Raw genomic sequence first — 17,051 nt, 5'->3', positions numbered from 1 at the left:
ATAGCCGAAGGCTGAAGAGGTATATCCTAAACCCCAGGTTAAAACCTGGGGCTATAAATACGCCAAACGTCTAACGTCTAATGTCTAACGTCCAATTGCCACCGCGATTTTGGAATCAGCTGTGCCGTAATACATGAACCATTTGCCTTTGAAATGCACAAGGCCTTCCACGAAACAAACTTCATTGACTTCCCCCACGCGTTCGTAATCTTTGTCGGGCCAAATAAAAGCTTGTTTACTGCGGTTGATCAGTCGGTAGGGCTTATTTGCATCAAAAAGTGCTTGCCCAGCCGCATAGGTGAATTTGGGAAATTTAGGGTCATTAAAATTCGCGGCATTGCTGCTGTTATAGATTAAAAGAATTCCTTCTGGGCGAATGAGCGCGTATGGGCCGGGTTCTACTAGTCTTGAATCAAAATAGCCACTGCGCGGTTGTAAGACAGATATTTTGACTTGATTTTCTGCATTCTCACAGACTTCCCAATGTCGTAAATCGGAGGATTTGGCCATGAATAAATCGGTGTCGCCAAAATACATCCAATAGAAACCATCGATTTTTTGGGCGATGACCCGACTGTTCGTTTCTTTTCCTACAATCGCACCTGATTTGGACCAAAGGTTGATGTATTTGGGGCTTGCGAGCATGGGGCCTAATTTTTCCCAATGTTGCAAGTCTTTTGAAATCGCGGAACAGAGCCGAGCGGTTTTGCCATCATACGATGTGTAGGTGAGTAAAAATTGACCATCTTCGGTCTCGATGACGCGCGGGTCTTCAATGCCACCGGGCCATTCGTAGGCCTTAAAAGCATCGTCGGCTGGTGCCAAAATAGGTTTTGCTTGTTTGGTAAAATGAATTCCATCTTCGGAAATTGCCATACCAATGCGCGAAGTTCCCAAGGAATCTTGAGCGCGGTAGAGTAAATGAATTTTGCCTTGATAGACCAATGCGGTAGGATTCAAGACATTCTTATTTTCCCATCCCACCAATTTCTTTTGTATCGGGCAGTAAAAGCTTGCGCGCACATCAGGTTTCATGATGGGGTTTTCCGCATCAGCCTTTTTGAAGCCGCTTAATTCCCAGGTTGTTTGAAAGGAGGCATCGACAGAAGAATGCATATTGGACATTTTCCATTGTCCACCTTGCTTGATGAAATAAGCGGTCTCAAGCCAATTTACCTGACGGTTCCTGCCTGCCGCATGTATCAACGCTTGATTTTTATAGAATACATGTGCGCTGTGTTTGTCGAAGTCGGTCTTTAGGATTTCTAATTGATTGATGCGGGAGAAGTCGGCAGGTCTGACTTTTGCCATCCGATTAACGAGTGTATCAATAGTCCAAATTTCACCGTTTTCTACGAGCTTGAAATCCGGCGTAATTGCTTGTTTCATTCCTGCCTGGTCTCCTACAGAAAGGGCGTCAAAAAAGTGTTGGATCGTTTGAGCAGGTTGTTGGGCATTGCTCAAAAATGGAATCAATAAACAGATCAGTAGTATTTTTTTCATGTGTCTCGGTCTCTGAGCTTTGTCTCAGCTTTGGCATTCCTTTGAGGTTTGCCAAAGCTAGCGCGGTGGGTGCGAATTTGCAAGGGTTTTTAGGGGCTAGGGAGAAATTATCAGAAATGTGATAACCCTAGGCTTTAGCCTAGGGAACAGCCAAAGGCTGAAGGCGATATTCTAAACCCCAGGTTAAAACCTGTAGAGCCCCAGACTAAAGTCTGGGGATATAAAATACTAGGTCTAGTTCATAACCCTAGGCTTCAGCCTAGGGAACAGCCGAGGGCTGGAGGCGTATATCCTAAACCCCAGGTTAAAACCTGGGGATATAAAATACTAGGTCTAGTTCATAACCCTAGGCTTTAGCCTAGGGAACAGCCGAAGGCTGAAGGCGTATATCCTAAACCCTAGGTTAAAACCTGTAGAGCCCCAGACTAAAGTCTGGGGATATAAAATACTAGGTCTAGTTCATAACCCTAGGCTTCAGCCTAGGGAACAGCCGAAGGCTGAAGGCGTATATCCTAAACCCTAGGTTAAAAACCTGTAGAGCCCCAGACTAAAGTCTGGGGATATAAAATACTAGGTCTAGTTCATAACCCTAGGCTTCAGCCTAGGGAACAGCCGAAGGCTAAAGGAGTATATCCTAAACCCTAGGTTAAAAACCTGTAGAGCCCCAGACTAAAGTCTGTAGAGCCCCAGGTTAAAACCTGGGGTTATAAATCATGGTTATTTCGCCACCAACGCATAAGAATCGCGGATCATCTCCTCGCATTGCGCCCGACTAAGCCCTTCGCCCATCACGATTGTGTTCCAATGTTTTTTATTCATGTGATAGCCCGGTAGCACGGCATGTGGAAACTCTTCACGCAATTGAATGGCGCGTTCCGGGTTGCATTTGACATTAAATCGAATGGGAGTTTCCTCGATTCCCACAAGCAAAAACATCTTTCCTTTGACCTTATACACGATGTGGTCGGGACCAAAAGGCTGCGTCTCCTCCGCTAAGGGCAGAGACATACAGTAATCGCAAATTTCATCTAAGTACATACACAAATGTATAATATTCTGTAAGTTAGCAATGAAAACCTTAAACCTATGAACAGACGAAATTTTATCTCCGCGGCAGCTTTGGCTTCCGCCGCCCCAGCGATACAGCTCACAAGTGCTGCGCCTAAGCTTCAGCCCAAAATCAAATTAAGTGTCTCCTCGTATTCTTATTGGCATTTCAAAGGGGATAAATTCCCCATTGAAAAGGTGATCGATGAAGCTGCCAAATTAGGTTTGGACGGCATCGATGTCTTGCACCGACAAATGGAAAGTGAGGACAATGCCTACCTCCAAAAACTCAAAAAGCACGCTTTCCTCAATGGAATTGCTATGACCTGTTTGTCCATCCATCAAGGCTTCGTTACGCCCGATAAAGCGGAACTGAAAAAGCACGTGGATCATACGAATCACTGTATCGAACTCGCATATAAAATGGGAATTCCCGCCCTCCGTCTGAATACGGGTCGTTGGAATACGATCAAAAGCTTCGACGAGTTGATGGCGAATCGGGGTATTGAGCCCATTTTGCCGGGATATACCGAAGACGACGGATATAAATGGTGTGTGGATGGAATCCAACAATGCTTGCAAAAGGCCGAGGAATGTGGCGTTTTGCTCGCGCTCGAAAACCATTGGGGCCTAGGTTCTACCCCAGAAGGCATGCTCCGCATCCACGATACGGTGAATTCGCCTTGGTTGGGACTTCTGATGGACACGGGAAATTTCCTGGAAAATCCCTACGAGAAATTGGAGAAAATAGTTTCCAAAACCAGTTTTGTACAGGCCAAAACCTATTACGGCGGTGGCGAATGGTATAGCCTAGATTTGGATTATGAGCGGATAGTGAAGATGCTGAAGCAGGCCAACTACCATGGCTACATCTCCATCGAGTTCGAGGGCAAGGAGCCTGGGGAGGTTGGGGTGAAGAAGAGCGTGGAGTTGTTGAGGAAGTATTTGTAGAGACGCGATACTAGACAAAGGCTGAAAGGGTATATTCCAAACCCCAGGTTAAAACCTGGGGCTATTAAGGGTGTAAATCATAACCCTAGGCTTAGCCTAGGGACAGCCGCAGGCTGAGGGGTATATCCTAAACCCCAGGTTAAAACCTGGGGCTATAAAGGGGTGTAAATCATAACCCTAGGCTTTAGCCTAGGGACAGCCGCAGGCTGAAGGGATAGGCTGAAATAACCCTAGGCTTCAGCCTAGGGACTGCCGAAGGCTGAAAGGGTATATCCTAAACCCCAGGTTAAAACCTGGGGCTAAAATAAGGATGAAAGCCATCACCTACCCATTGACCTTATACTTCGAAAACGTAATCTCAATGCGCCCTTTTTGTTGGGGTGCGTCCACCTGCCTGCTCGTCCGGTTAATATCCGTCGCCAAGCCTTTCGGAATTTTGAATTTTTTCACATCCATGGAAAAAGTCATCCGTGCGGGTAAACCCCAGGATTTTTCGCCCGCGTACTGAAAAGTACTCGTAATGCTGCCATTGGTTTTGCTAGTAATCAGCGACTTCATGACAAGCAGCGATGTGGCATCCACCCAAATCTTTGCGAGGATCAAATCCCCTTCATTATCCAGCGGTAACAAGGTCAAAATGCTTGTATTCACGCCGTCTAGGGTCTCCTGCCCCGAAGCAATCACCGTAAATTGATTGGGCTTACTGAACAATTGCGGCAATTCCGAGAACCCGTTTTTGGGTAGGATGGAGATGCCGGCCGATTGGATTTTATAGCTATTCGGATACTGAAATTGGATGTTGGCCCGCACAGGCAAGATGCGAATCATGGGAATGTTTGGCTTTATTTGGGCCAAAACTTCGTAGTGATGTACTTTCTTGAATTTTTGGACCAACTGGCCAAACAGCGCATCTGCCTGCTGAGCTCCTGCCAAAAACGGCAAACATAAAAAAAATAAATACTTCATTAGACGGTAATATCTTTTCGGTTAAAACTAAACATCGCTACAGCGATAAACACCACATGGTGCAGGGTCATCACCCACAAAGAGTTTCGTATCGAATCCCAGGGCATCGGATCCTCGAAAAAGGACCGCCATGCCGCCATGTGTGTCGTGAATAAAAAGGGTCGTATCGGATCAAAAACAGGTACATCCAACGTTCCTATAATCGTAAACAATAGGATAATCGCCATCGTGGATACAATGGGGCCGATCGAATTATCCGAAAAACAAGATAAACAAATGGATAAATTGCTGATCGTCAACAAAGCAAAAAAGGCCACGCAAAATGCCCCTGCATAACGCCATAGCACATCATTCTCTTGGATGATCACCAAACCATCTGAATTTAAGACCATGAGATCGCCGGGACCAAAAATCCACCGGCCAACCAGCACAGCTAATATGCCTAGCCAAATCACAATCAACAACGTATAGATACCTCCGGCAAGGAATTTGGAGCCGAGCAATTGTCTACGGGAGATGGGTTTGGTAGCCAACATCCTCAAGGTTCCCATCGCAGCTTCACCCGAGATCAAATCGCCGGTCACGAGGGCCACGAGTAAAGGAATGTGGACGATCAACATCTGTAAAATGATAAACGCTACTAAATTGCCATTGAGCACTTCTCCCTCAAATCGCAAGGTCTGTTCAAAAGACGCTGTCACGAAGGAAATCATCGACATCCCATCCGCATGCAACGCAAATAAAATAATGCCCACAAGACCCGTGATGGCTGCCAAACCCAGGTAGCTCCGAGGCTTCAGCGCAATTTTGATTAACTCATTGTAGGTACTGTATAAAAAGATCATGCGCTCACCAAATTGATAAAATAGTCCTCTAATTTTCGTTTCGCCTCCATGGCAAATACCGGAATCCCCGACTGCACCAATGCGGCATTCAGACTAGGGATCAGGTCTTTGGCCAATACGATTTCCAGGCTGTCCAAGCCCAATATTTGATAGCTTAAACCCGGGAATTGCGCAGCAAGCACCTGTATGGCTTGCGCCTGTCCTGCGACTGTCGACTGAATCCGAATGATTTGGTCTTCTTCTTGTAATAGAGCATCCACGCGTCCCTCCACCAGACTTTCCCCTTTGTGAATAATCACCATCCGATTACAGATCAACTCCACCTCATGCAAATTGTGCGAGGATAAAATAATCGTCTTGTTCTTCTCCGTTTTCAAGCGAAGGATCAAATTCCGCATATCGATAATCCCTTGCGGGTCCAATCCTGTGGTAGGTTCATCGAGAACGATGAGATCCGGGTCATGCAAAAGGGTTTGGGCAATGCCCAGCCGCTGCCGCATGCCATGGGAAAAACCACCTACCAAATCTTTTTCGCGGCCCGCCAAACCCACAAATTCCAACATATCCATAATTTCAGCCCGACTAGATGGCTTGCCTGAAATACGGGAAAATAATTCGAGATTTTTGAATGCGGAGAGGTATTTATAAAAGTCGGGCTTCTCAATCAAACAGCCGACCCGACTCAAAATCGCCTCGCGATTCGTGGTCAGCGATTGACCAAACAGCTCAATCTCCCCCGCATCCGGACGAATCAAAGACAGCATGCAACGCATGGTCGTACTTTTCCCCGCGCCATTTTGGCCTAAAAAACCATAGATGTCACCCTGCTCCACCTGAAGATTTATCTCCTTCAAGGCCTGAAAGGGACCAAAACGCTTCGAAAGCTGACGGATTGAAACAATTGCATTTGACATAGAAACGAAACGCAGTAGCCCTCAAATTGTTTTCTGTTGACCGATAAATAAGTTTCCTTGGTTTTTGTCCTATCCCTCAAACTATTTTTGTGGCTTATGTTAATGCGTTACGGTTCATCGATTTTTTTAGTCCTTTTTGCAGTGTATGCACTGACGATGACTGTCCCGTATGGCTATGCGTCTTTGGGTCTCGATCCCAGTTGGAATTTGGCCATCAATCTGCTGATTCAGCAAGGGGCGAATTTTGGAAAGGATGTCGCCTTTACCTACGGCCCCCTCGGATTTCTGAATTACCGCATCATGCCGGAAGGCTATTCCATTTATTGGTTTTTTGCTTTTGATTTGGCGCTCGTGGGCATGGCTACCGCTTCCGTCGCTTACGCGATGCGACAGGCAGGGAAATACGCCTACCTCGTGGCAATTCTGGCCGTCATGGTCATCTATCCGGAAGGCTTATTTGCCGACCGTGTTTTTTCGCTGCTCTTTTATGAGTTCGCATTTTTGCTCTATGCGCTGCAGGAACGCCGCTTTTGGGCATTAATTCTCGCGACAGCTATTGCGCTGCTCTTGTTTTTTATCAAGGTCAATGTACTTTTTATCGCTGGGCCTTATTTTATGCTTATGCTGGTTTATGCAGGCTGGAAACGGATTTTTTCACCCGTCAAACTAGGTGTTTTGGCGGTAATTTATGTGCTTTCCTTGTGTGGCTTAGCGGCCATTTTACAGGTCGATTTATGGGGATATATCCGAAATAGCATTGCTTTGACCGACGGCTACATAGACGCGATGTCGTCATTTTCCTTGTTCCCCAAGGAGTTTTTCATTCTAGCCATGCTTGAAATATTGTTTGGCTTGGGCTTTGTGCTGTTGCTTTGGCGGAGCTGGAAATCTTGGCGGGAAACATTTGTCGTGTTGTTCACCTCGCTTTTATTGTTGGCGCTCGCCTTCAAACAGAGCCATGTCGGAATAGGCTTTGCTGGATTTCGTAATTTCTTCCAAATCGCCCCCTTGATTGTTTGCCTCTATGTGCTTTTTGTACCCAAGCTTTGGGATCGCAAAGACCTCCGCATCGCGGGAGGGATGTTGGCCATTTACCTCCTGAGCATGGCCTATACGGGCTATGGCTTGTCGGATCGTTCCTGGAGGAATTATGTGCGTTCGCGTCCGGAGCCTCACATGAATCTGAGCTATTACGCGGTGCCTTATACGTGGTATGATTATGCCAAAAACTTTGATCAGCACGCCTTGGATTTGCCGGATTCGCTGCGGAGGCGTTTAGGAAATGCATCAGTGGATTTCTTGCAGCATGATTTAGGCTATGTGTTTTTTAATCGCCTGGCTTACCGCGCACGGCCGGTGATTCAATCCTATTCTGCCTATACGCCGGAATTGATTCGGATGAACGGGGCGCATTATCGGTCTATTCAAGCCCCCGACTGGGTTTTTTATAAACTGGAGCCTTTCCGGAATCAAAATCCCTTTTGGATGGATTCCGAGGTGACCTTGGAATTATTGAAGCGCTATCAATTACAAGCTCCCGTGTATGTGCATGGAGATACGCTGCAATTATTCAAACGTGGAGGCGGTCTATTTAGGCCAAAGGTTCAGGAGATACAGGTACCCACCATGCGCTTGGGTCAGGTGATCACGATTCCGAAGGGAGGTTTGGTGCGTTTGCAGGTGGATGCGCGCTTGAATGTATGGGGCCAACTGATGCGATTATTCGCGCAGCCACCTTATTTGTATGCGAAGGTGCGGTATGCCGATGGGCAGGAACGCCGTTTTCGGGTGATACCGCCGGTGTTGAAAGCGGGTATTTGGGTGGGAGCGCGTGTGGAAACGCAGGCGGAATTGCGGACCTTTTTTTTAACGGCGGGGCGCGGCAATGTAGCTTCGGAGCAGCTTGTTTTGGAATCTCCGATGCCCTGGGCCTGGCAATAAAACAGCTCATGTGCCGTTGCATAAATTCTCGTTCATTTTTGAATATGCTTTAGCAAAAATCAGTATTTTTGTTACTCAAAATTGTATCAGTTCGCCCAGGGTTCATGTGACTCAGGAGGGCGAAGCCGTTTCAGGCCTTGGTGATTTGGTATTAGATAACTTGTTTTCGGGAAAGATTCGGGTAGCTTTGCTAACCAAATTGCTATTGAATCCAGTTAGTAAAGTGTATTTACGTGGCTTGGAGCGCGATTTGGGCGTGAGCAGTAATACCGTGCGCTTGGAATTAAACAAATTGCAGGAAATGCATTTGATTCAGGCGCAGGAGGAAGAGGAAAATGCCAAAGTGAAGCATTACCGGGTCAACCAGGCGCATCCGATGTTTCAAACCTTGCGCGGGATTATCCTGCAATTCGTAGGTCTAGACCAAATTGTGGATCAGATCATCAAGAAGCTGGGCAATGTGGATCAGGTATATTTGACCGGGGAGCTGGCAGAGGGTAAAAATTCACCCTTTGTGGACCTCGTGCTTGTAGGGAATATCGACCGTCCTTATTTGTACCAATTAATCGAAAAAGTAGAACCCTTGATTCAGAAGAAAGTGCGGGTGGGGGTGTTTGGGAAGGATGAGTTTCAGGAGGGTTTGATGGTGGGGAGTGGGAAGTGGATGAGAATGATGGAATGATGGAATTGAATTTAGTTCAGATAAATTAATAGACTCACTTTAAAATATTTTAAATGAAAACGCCTTATTACATAAATTTCATTAATTCAATTAATGAAGGACTTAATAAGTCTCAATTTTTTAAAATGAATTCCCAAGTTAATGGAGAATATTTTTTTGAAGAAATCAATGAGTTGATCACTGGTATAAGAGAAAATAGGAATAAAATATATTTTTTCGGAAATGGAGCAAGTGCAGCTTTTGCTAATCATATGGCTTTAGACTTTTCGAAAAATGGCAAAATCTTATCTAGAAGTTTAAGTGATAGTGCTTTTTTGACTGCATTATCAAATGATTATTCCTTTGAAGAAGCAATGGTAGAGTATTTGAAAATAGAAGGTGTTAGTGAAAATGATTTGGTTATAACTATCAGCTCAAGTGGAAATAGTCAAAATGTTTTAAATGTTTTAGAATTTTGTAAAAACAATAATATTTCAACCTTTTCATTTTCTGGCCTGAAAGAAACTAACAAATCAATTTCATTGTCTAAATATGCGGTTTATGTTCCCATGAAAACATACGGGATGGTAGAGTGCATCCATCAAGTATTTCTTCACTCAATTTTAGATGAATCAATGCAAATTTTTGAGTGGAATAGGAGTGGATTTCAAAATATGAGTTCAAAAGAGTTTAATTTATAGCTATGAGTTATAGACTGATTCAATTTCCTAAGATTGTTGATCCGAGAGGTAATTTAACATTTTTGCAGAATCCTGAACAAATTCCTTTTCAAATAGAAAGGGTATTTTGGACTTATGATGTTCCAGGTGGAGAAAAACGTGGCGGGCATTCTTTTAAGACTCAACATGAAGTTATTATCGCATTGAGTGGGAGTTTTGATGTAGTTGTTTTTAATGAAAGTGGTGAAAAGTCAACGTTTTCATTGAATAGATCTTATTTTGGATTATATCTTCCTCCTTCAACTTGGAGACAAATGGAGAATTTTTCGACTAATTCACTAGCATTACATCTTTCAAGTTCTCTATATGATCCTAATGATTATGTGAGAGATATAAATGATTATCTAAGGTTGTAAATGAATAAATTGTCAGTTGAAGATTGCAGATTAATTAAATTGCCACAATCGGGCGATAGGCAAGGAAGTATAACAGCTATTAATAACGAAATTGAAATCCCTTTTAAAATAAAAAGAGTATTTTTTCTATATGATATTCCTGGTGGAGCTTCAAGAGGTGCTCATGCACATATTGAGTGTCATCAGTTCTTGGTTGCTACAAGTGGTTCATTTGAGGTATTGTTAGATGATGGATATGATCAGAGAATTGTTCAATTAAATAAACCTAATGTAGGCTTACATATTCCTCCGGGAATTTGGGCATCTGAAAATAATTTTTCGAGTGGAGCAATTTGCTTAGTTATGGCTTCCAATGTGTATGAAGAACTTGATTATATCAGGGATTATTCAAAATATATTAATTATGTCAAATAAGGTAATATGTATAGCAGGTAAAAATTCAATAGCAATTCATATTCTTGATTATGTTTTAAATAAATATTCTAATTGCAGAATCATTGCATGTATTAACCGAACAGATAATTTTAAAAATAATTGGCAGTTATCATTTGCTAAACATTGTAAAGATAAAAGTATCGAAATAGTAAAACTTGAAAATATTTATGAAATAGAAAATCTATATTTTATTTCATTAGAATTTGATAAGTTAATTGATGTTAAAAAATTTAAAACTAAAAATCTATTCAATATTCATTTTTCTTACCTGCCAGCGTATAAAGGGATGTTTACCTCAGCTTTACCAATACTTCATAATATGCAAGAGACAGGAGTTACATTGCATTTAATAGACAATGGAATAGATACAGGTGATATTATTGCACAAAAATCATTTTCAATTAATAAGGATTTTAATTGTAGAGATTTATATGTTGAATATTTATCTCAAGGCAAAAATTTGGTAATTGAAAATATCGATAATTTGTTGAACAATAGTTTTAATACCAAAAGACAACCGACATTAAATAGTTCATATTTTTCAAAAAAATCAATTGATTTTAATAATTTGAAAATTGATTTAAACAGTACCGCAGATCAAATTTTAAATCAAATTAGAGCTTTTTCGTTCAGAGAATATCAATTGCCCATGGTTTATGGATACTTAATTTATAAAGCGATTACACTTGATTCAAAATCAATGTCAAAGCCAGGGACTATTTTAAGAAATGATTTTGATTCTCTAATTGTTTCAACTATTGACTATGACATCAAGTTGCTAAAGGATCTCTTAGATGAAGTTCTTACAGCTGCTAAGAATGGAGAAATAAATAAGGTTATAATCATTCAAAATTTAGGATTTGATATTACTTTAAAAGACGAAAATGGTTGGGATATCTTAATTATTGCATCTTTTAATGGAAAATTTAAACTCGTAAAGTGGATTATTGACAATAAAATCGTAGATATTAACTCTCAGAATTATAAAGGTACCAGTGTTATAATGTATGCAATGACTTATGCCTTTAATTCAGGAGATAAATCAATTATGAATTATTTAATCGAAAAAGGAGCAAATTTATACTTAGTTGATAATAAAAATTTAGATATTTTCCATTATGCTAAGTTATATGATGAAACTTTTTTTTGTGAACTATTGAGCATCAGAAAATGATACCATTTTTAGATTTAAAAAAGATTAATTTACAATATGAGTCATCTTTTAAAGATGTTTTAAATCAAATTTTAAACGAAGGATGGTATATATTAGGGCAAAATTTAGTAAAATTTGAAAAAGAATATGCGAAATATTGCCAAAGTAAACATTGTATAGGAGTTGCAAATGGGTTAGATGCTCTTAAGTTGATTCTTCGTGCGTATAAGGAGTTGGGGGTATTGGAAAATGGAGATGAAATAATTGTGCCTTCAAACACTTATATTGCTAGTATTCTTGCTATTTCAGATAATAATTTAGTTCCAATTTTAGTAGAGCCCGATCTTGCAACATACACAATTGATGTTGCTTTGATTGAGGAAAATATTACATCAAAAACTAGAGGGGTTTTAGCTGTAAGCCTATATGGACAAACGCCAGATTTTACAGAAATAATTAGAATTGCAAAAAAACATTCTTTGAAAGTAATTGAAGATGCTGCTCAATCTCAAGGTGCAAGACATCACGATTTAATCTCGGGCGGAATAGCCGATGCTTCAGGTCATAGTTTTTACCCAGGGAAAAATTTGGGTGCTTTGGGCGACGGAGGGGCAATAACAACTAATAATGATGATCTAGCTAATGTTGTTTTGGCTTTGAGGAATTATGGTTCTCATAAGAAATATGAAAATATATATAAAGGATTTAACAGTAGATTAGATGATATTCAAGCTGCGTTTTTAACTGTAAAATTGAAAGATTTGGATAATTCAAATCAGAGTAGAAGTGAGATTGCAAATCGTTATTTAAACGAGATAAAGAATCCATTGATAACATTGCCTGTTCAAGCAAAAGCAAACAAACATGTATGGCATGTGTTTGTTATTCGAACATCTAATAGAGATCATCTTCAAGATTATTTGAATCAAAACGGTATTCAAACTGTAATACATTATCCTATTCCTCCACATCGGCAACAAGCTTATTCTGAAATGTCAAAAATGACATTTCCTATTTCCGAAAAGATACATAATGAAGTATTAAGTTTACCAATAAGTCCTGTTATGAGTATGTATCAAGTTGATCATGTAATTGATGTCATAAATAAATACTCAAACTAAATGAGTAATAATCCTAGTTACATAAAACATAAAATCGAAGAATTGTTTAAACATGGTATAGTTTATGGTTTGACATCTTCGTTACAAAATGTACTTGGGTTCATTATGTTACCCTTACTAACGAATTACTTTACTCCTGAGATATTTGGGGTTTATAGTATATTATTACTTTTAAGTTCACTTACTAGTTCTATCTTTTACCTAGGTGCATCTTCTGCTTTGGGGCGATTTTATTTTGATGAAGATTCAGATTTATTCAGAAAAAAAATTATTACTTCAGCTCTGATTGTAACAACATTTGGAGCTGGAATGCTAATTTCTACTGGATTTGTAATATCAAATAGCCTCTCTTTATATCTTTTTCGGTCTATTGTTTATTCAAAGCCTATTTTATTTATTTTAATTGCAACAGCATTTAGTTTTCTTTTAAATTTAATGACCTTGCTTCTAAGATATGAGAAAAAATCTTTTCATTTTTTTCTCATTATTATATTAGGTGTTCTATTAAATTTCATTTCAACTTATTTTTTATTATCTAAATTAAACTTGGGCTTATTGGCACCTATATACAGTTCGCTTTTTTCTAATATTATTTGCTTTTCTGTTATCCTGTTTACTAGAATAAATTTGTTGACCAAGAAAGTTGATGTTAAACTTATTAAAGTTGTTTTAAATTTTGGCATTCAATCCTCATTGGCTGGCTTGCTATTTTATGTTCTAGAATGGGTAGATAGATTGATAATTAAAGATTTATTAAATCTAAATGATGTTGGAATATATTCTTTAGGATACCGACTAGGATCTATTATGAATGTGTTATTAATTATGCCGTTAAACTTGGTTTGGGGCCCAATGAGGATGCAGAATTTGGCTTCAAAGCAATTAAATGATTTTTCAAGTAAAGTGGTTTCATACTATACTATAGTAGGTGTAATGATTGTTGTATTCTCTATTTTATTTGGTCCAGATATTTTACAACTTATATTTAAAAATAAAAGCTACACGGCTGCGTATGATGTTTTTCCAATTATAATGTTCTCTTTATTTTTTTATGGTTATCAAAACATCGTTGATTTTGGTATTTATCTGCACAAAAAAGTTTACTTCTATATACTTATTTCTATTTTCGGTATATGTATAAATGTCATTTTGAATTATTGGCTTATCCCTCTATATGGATACTTAGCTGCAGCTTACGTTACATTAGTTACATATATAACTACATCTTTATTAATTTACTTTATATCAAATAGTTATTTTAGAATTAAAATTGAACCCTACAGGGTAGTTGTAGCTTTGATATATCCACCAATTGTTTTTGGCCTGATTAGCTATTTAGGATTCAATAATATCATTTTGAAATCTCTAATTGGCTTAATTAGTTTATATTATTTGTACAAATATTGGTTAAATGAAAATGAGCGAATATATGTAGGTGGAAAATTTAGAATGTGGGTTAAATACTTTTAATTAATAGCACAAATGATAAAATTAATATTTTTAAAATTTGCAAGACATTTAATACGATTTATCAAGCCACTAATAAGATTTATTGCTGAAGAAGCAGATTTAGTACTTTACTACCCTAGATTGGCAATTGGTCAAAACCAATTATTGTTCAAGGATAGTGTAAAAGACATATCTAATAATATACCTAAATCTGTTTATTTCAATACTCGTTCTGGACAAATATCAATTGGTTCCAATACTGTTTTTGGAGAAAATGTGATGGTACTGACTGGAAAACACAACTATCTGTCTAATGTTGAAAATATTGAAGATTTACATCAAGTACCTTTGAGTGGTAGGGATATAGTGATAGGAGATAATTGTTACATAGGTAGTGGGGCAATAATTATTGGACCAGTTAAAATTGGTGATTTTGCAGTCATTGGAGCTGGAGCTGTGGTAACAAAAGATGTCGATTCTTATTTAATGGTCGGAGGTGTTCCTGCAAAAACCGTAAAAAAATTAACATTTTAGAAATGAATATTGAAACATCAATTGGTTCTTGGTTGACTTTAAGTAATTATAGTGTAGCAGAAATAATGGCAGATTCGGGTTTTGACTGGCTTTGCATAGATTTAGAACACACTGTAACTGATTTTGCCGAAACTCAACAACTTATCCTTGCAATTCAGAGTAAAGGCATAAAGGCTTTTGTTAGAGTTGGAGAAAATAATTCATTAATTATCAAGAGAGTATTAGACGCTGGTGCAGATGGCATTATTGTTCCATTAGTAAATTCGGCTCTAGACGCGCAAAAAGCCGTCGAATCAATCAAGTATCCTCCTTTAGGCAAGAGAGGTGTTGGGCTCGCTCGAGCTCAATCTTATGGCTTTGGTTTTGAAAATTACCGAGATATTAAATCGAAGGAGATAAAATTAATTGTTCAAATAGAACATATTGATGCAATTAATGAGTTGGATGCTATAATTCAAACCGAAGGAGTTGACGGGTCGTTTATTGGGCCATATGATTTATCGGGTTCTATGGGAAAACCAGGAGAATGGGATGAGCCTGAGGTAAAAGATGCCATTAAAAAATATGAGGAAACTGCAAAAAAATATTCCAAATTAATTGGCTTTCACGTTGTTCAGCCGGACTATAAATTAGTCGAAGAAAAAATCCAAAATGGTTACAACTTTATCGCCTTTGGATTTGATGCGATTTTTTTAGGGACAATGGTTAGAAATCAATTAAAGATGTTAAAAAAATAATTCTATGAAGGTACTCGGTATAATTCCAGCTAGAATGGCTGCTTCTCGTTTTCCAAATAAACCAATGGCATTAATAGAAGGAATGCCAATGATTGGTCATTGTTTCATAAGAAGTAGGTTGTCCGAGGTATTGGATGATTTGTATGTAGCTACTTGTGATGAAGTGATTTTTGATTACATAAGCCAAATTGGAGGGAAAGCGGTTATGACTTCAAATGTACATGAGAGAGCTACAGAAAGGTCAGCAGAAGCGTTAATTACCATTGAAAAAGAGACTAATCAAAAATTTGATATTGTGGTTATGATTCAAGGGGATGAACCATTAGTTTTCCCTGAAATGATAAATGAATCAGTCAAGCCACTTTTGAGTGGTAATATCCAAGTTTCAAATTTAATGTCAAAACTAAAAGATTTGGATGAAGCAAGAAATCCAAATTTTGTAAAAGTAGTTACAAATAATCAAGGGGAAGCACTTTATTTATCTAGAGAGGCAATTCCTTCTCCATCCAAATATAATAATACAATTGACTATTTCAGGCAGTTAGGTTTAATTGCATTTACAAGAGAGGCAATTCTAGAATTTATTAATTTGCCGCCCACAAGGCTGGAAATTATTGAATCTGTTGATATGAATCGCTTTCTTGAAAATCAAGTTTCTATTCAAATGAGTATAACGGAATTCGAGGCTGACTCGGTAGATACTATTGAAGATTTGGCAGTAGTAATTGCTAAAATGAAAAAGGATTCGCTATTTCAAAAATATAAATCTAATTTATGAAAGTTAAGGTATCTACTGTAGCATTTTCTACAAATCAGCTTTTAGTGAAAGAGTTGAAAAGACATTTTCAAGATGTTGAAATAAATGAGAAAGGTGTGCGAATTCCGGAGAGTGAATTGGCTAGTTTTTATAAAGATGCCGATGCTATAATTGTAGGACTCGAAAAAATAACTCCTGAATTGCTGGATAGACTTCCAAATTTAAAAATAATTGCTAAATACGGGGTTGGATTAGATAATATAAATTTAGAAGCGTGTTATGCAAGAAATGTTTCTGTTGGATGGACTGGAGGGGTGAACAAAAGATCCGTTGCTGAAATGACCCTAGGATTCATGCTTGCTTTGTGCAGGAATCTTTACAGTACTTCTAATCAACTAAAATCAGGAATTTGGAATAAAAATGGAGGGAGTCATTTGACCGGTAAAACTATTGGAATTATTGGAGTTGGAAATATTGGTAAAGAACTTATTTCACTTCTGAGTGGATTTCAATGTAATTTCTTACTTAATGACATAGTAGAAAACAAAGAATTAGATGGTTCCAACTTAACATTTGTTGATAAGGAAACTTTATTTAAGGAATCTGATTTTATTACGCTTCATACTCCACTTACAACTGAAACTAATAATTTAATTGACTTAGAGGCATTAAAGAAAATGAAAAGAACCGCTTTTTTAATTAATACTGCCAGGGGAGGGATTATAAATGAATTAGACTTGAAAATTGCCCTTGAACAAGGTATTATCGCAGGAGCTGCATTGGATGTATATGAAACAGAACCTCCCCAAGATTTAGAATTACTTAGGTTGGAGAATTTAATTACGACCCCCCATACGGGTGGTAATGCATTAGAGGCGGTATTAGCTATGGGTAACTCAGCAATAGAACACCTTTTAAAATTTAAAAATTCTTACAATTAA

General features: G+C 38.8%; 18 protein-coding genes. 13 read left to right on the top strand and 5 right to left on the bottom strand.

Features of this window, described 5'->3' with window-relative positions; all coding sequences use genetic code 11:
• Positions 1–84: 84 nt before the first annotated feature.
• Both SKC38_RS04535 and SKC38_RS04530 read right to left on the bottom strand, forming a co-directional pair.
• Positions 85–1,503, bottom strand: coding sequence for a glycoside hydrolase family 130 protein (locus tag SKC38_RS04535; RefSeq protein ID WP_377975472.1), 1,419 nt, complete (start codon positions 1,501–1,503; stop codon positions 85–87).
• Between the two features lie 717 nt (positions 1,504–2,220).
• Positions 2,221–2,511, bottom strand: coding sequence for an MmcQ/YjbR family DNA-binding protein (locus tag SKC38_RS04530; RefSeq protein WP_377975470.1), 291 nt, complete (start codon positions 2,509–2,511; stop codon positions 2,221–2,223).
• Between the two features lie 78 nt (positions 2,512–2,589).
• On the opposite strand from SKC38_RS04530, the gene SKC38_RS04525 reads away from it, so the two are divergent.
• Complete coding sequence (locus tag SKC38_RS04525; RefSeq protein WP_377975468.1) at positions 2,590–3,501, top strand: sugar phosphate isomerase/epimerase family protein; 912 nt, start codon at positions 2,590–2,592, stop codon at positions 3,499–3,501.
• Between the two features lie 324 nt (positions 3,502–3,825).
• Here SKC38_RS04525 and SKC38_RS04520 read toward each other — a convergent pair whose 3' ends face one another.
• Genes SKC38_RS04520 through SKC38_RS04510 form a run of 3 tightly spaced genes read right to left on the bottom strand, consistent with a single transcriptional unit; the run spans position 3,826 to position 6,226 of the window.
• Positions 3,826–4,467, bottom strand: a complete 642-nt coding sequence (locus tag SKC38_RS04520) for a hypothetical protein (RefSeq protein WP_377975467.1) — start codon at positions 4,465–4,467, stop codon at positions 3,826–3,828.
• Positions 4,467–5,312 carry an ABC transporter permease gene (locus SKC38_RS04515; protein ID WP_377975465.1) on the bottom strand — a complete coding sequence of 282 codons (846 nt, stop codon included), beginning with the start codon at positions 5,310–5,312 and terminating at the stop codon, positions 4,467–4,469. The genes SKC38_RS04520 and SKC38_RS04515 overlap by 1 nt, the downstream gene beginning before the upstream one ends.
• A complete protein-coding gene (locus SKC38_RS04510; RefSeq protein ID WP_377975463.1) occupies positions 5,309–6,226 on the bottom strand; it encodes an ABC transporter ATP-binding protein in 918 nt (305 codons plus the stop codon). The genes SKC38_RS04515 and SKC38_RS04510 overlap by 4 nt, the downstream gene beginning before the upstream one ends.
• 96 nt (positions 6,227–6,322) lie before the next feature.
• Between SKC38_RS04510 and SKC38_RS04505 the strand changes: the two genes are divergently transcribed.
• From SKC38_RS04505 to SKC38_RS04450, 12 genes are read left to right on the top strand one after another with little or no spacing between them, the layout of a single operon-like run.
• Positions 6,323–8,167 carry a hypothetical protein gene (locus SKC38_RS04505; protein WP_377975461.1) on the top strand — a complete coding sequence of 615 codons (1,845 nt, stop codon included), beginning with the start codon at positions 6,323–6,325 and terminating at the stop codon, positions 8,165–8,167.
• Positions 8,168–8,177: 10 nt separating this feature from the next.
• Positions 8,178–8,849 carry a hypothetical protein gene (locus SKC38_RS04500; protein ID WP_377975460.1) on the top strand — a complete coding sequence of 224 codons (672 nt, stop codon included), beginning with the start codon at positions 8,178–8,180 and terminating at the stop codon, positions 8,847–8,849.
• A gap of 53 nt (positions 8,850–8,902) precedes the next feature.
• Positions 8,903–9,529 carry an SIS domain-containing protein gene (locus SKC38_RS04495; RefSeq protein WP_377975458.1) on the top strand — a complete coding sequence of 209 codons (627 nt, stop codon included), beginning with the start codon at positions 8,903–8,905 and terminating at the stop codon, positions 9,527–9,529.
• Between the two features lie 2 nt (positions 9,530–9,531).
• The gene (locus tag SKC38_RS04490; protein WP_377975456.1) at positions 9,532–9,924 is read left to right on the top strand and encodes a sugar 3,4-ketoisomerase; all 393 of its coding nucleotides are present in this window, start codon (positions 9,532–9,534) and stop codon (positions 9,922–9,924) included.
• Positions 9,925–10,338 carry a sugar 3,4-ketoisomerase gene (locus SKC38_RS04485; protein ID WP_377975455.1) on the top strand — a complete coding sequence of 138 codons (414 nt, stop codon included), beginning with the start codon at positions 9,925–9,927 and terminating at the stop codon, positions 10,336–10,338.
• Entirely contained in the window at positions 10,328–11,533 is a 1,206-nt protein-coding gene (locus SKC38_RS04480) for a formyltransferase family protein (RefSeq protein WP_377975453.1), read from the top strand. The genes SKC38_RS04485 and SKC38_RS04480 overlap by 11 nt, the downstream gene beginning before the upstream one ends.
• Complete coding sequence (locus SKC38_RS04475) at positions 11,530–12,633, top strand: DegT/DnrJ/EryC1/StrS family aminotransferase (protein WP_377975451.1); 1,104 nt, start codon at positions 11,530–11,532, stop codon at positions 12,631–12,633. Before SKC38_RS04480 ends, SKC38_RS04475 begins: the two co-directional genes overlap by 4 nt.
• A complete protein-coding gene (locus SKC38_RS04470; protein WP_377975449.1) occupies positions 12,634–14,103 on the top strand; it encodes a lipopolysaccharide biosynthesis protein in 1,470 nt (489 codons plus the stop codon).
• A gap of 12 nt (positions 14,104–14,115) precedes the next feature.
• On the top strand, positions 14,116–14,616 hold the full coding sequence (locus tag SKC38_RS04465; protein ID WP_377975448.1) for an acyltransferase: 501 nt from the start codon (positions 14,116–14,118) through the stop codon (positions 14,614–14,616).
• 2 nt (positions 14,617–14,618) lie between these two features.
• The gene (locus tag SKC38_RS04460) at positions 14,619–15,353 is read left to right on the top strand and encodes an HpcH/HpaI aldolase family protein (protein ID WP_377975446.1); all 735 of its coding nucleotides are present in this window, start codon (positions 14,619–14,621) and stop codon (positions 15,351–15,353) included.
• 4 nt (positions 15,354–15,357) lie between these two features.
• The gene (gene kdsB / locus SKC38_RS04455; protein ID WP_377975444.1) at positions 15,358–16,131 is read left to right on the top strand and encodes a 3-deoxy-manno-octulosonate cytidylyltransferase; all 774 of its coding nucleotides are present in this window, start codon (positions 15,358–15,360) and stop codon (positions 16,129–16,131) included.
• Positions 16,128–17,051 carry a phosphoglycerate dehydrogenase gene (locus tag SKC38_RS04450; RefSeq protein WP_377975443.1) on the top strand — a complete coding sequence of 308 codons (924 nt, stop codon included), beginning with the start codon at positions 16,128–16,130 and terminating at the stop codon, positions 17,049–17,051. The genes kdsB and SKC38_RS04450 overlap by 4 nt, the downstream gene beginning before the upstream one ends.

Source organism: Aquirufa echingensis (assembly GCF_042714525.1).
Lineage (GTDB): Bacteria > Bacteroidota > Bacteroidia > Cytophagales > Spirosomataceae > Aquirufa > Aquirufa echingensis.
This window is presented reverse-complemented; position numbering and strand designations above follow the sequence as displayed.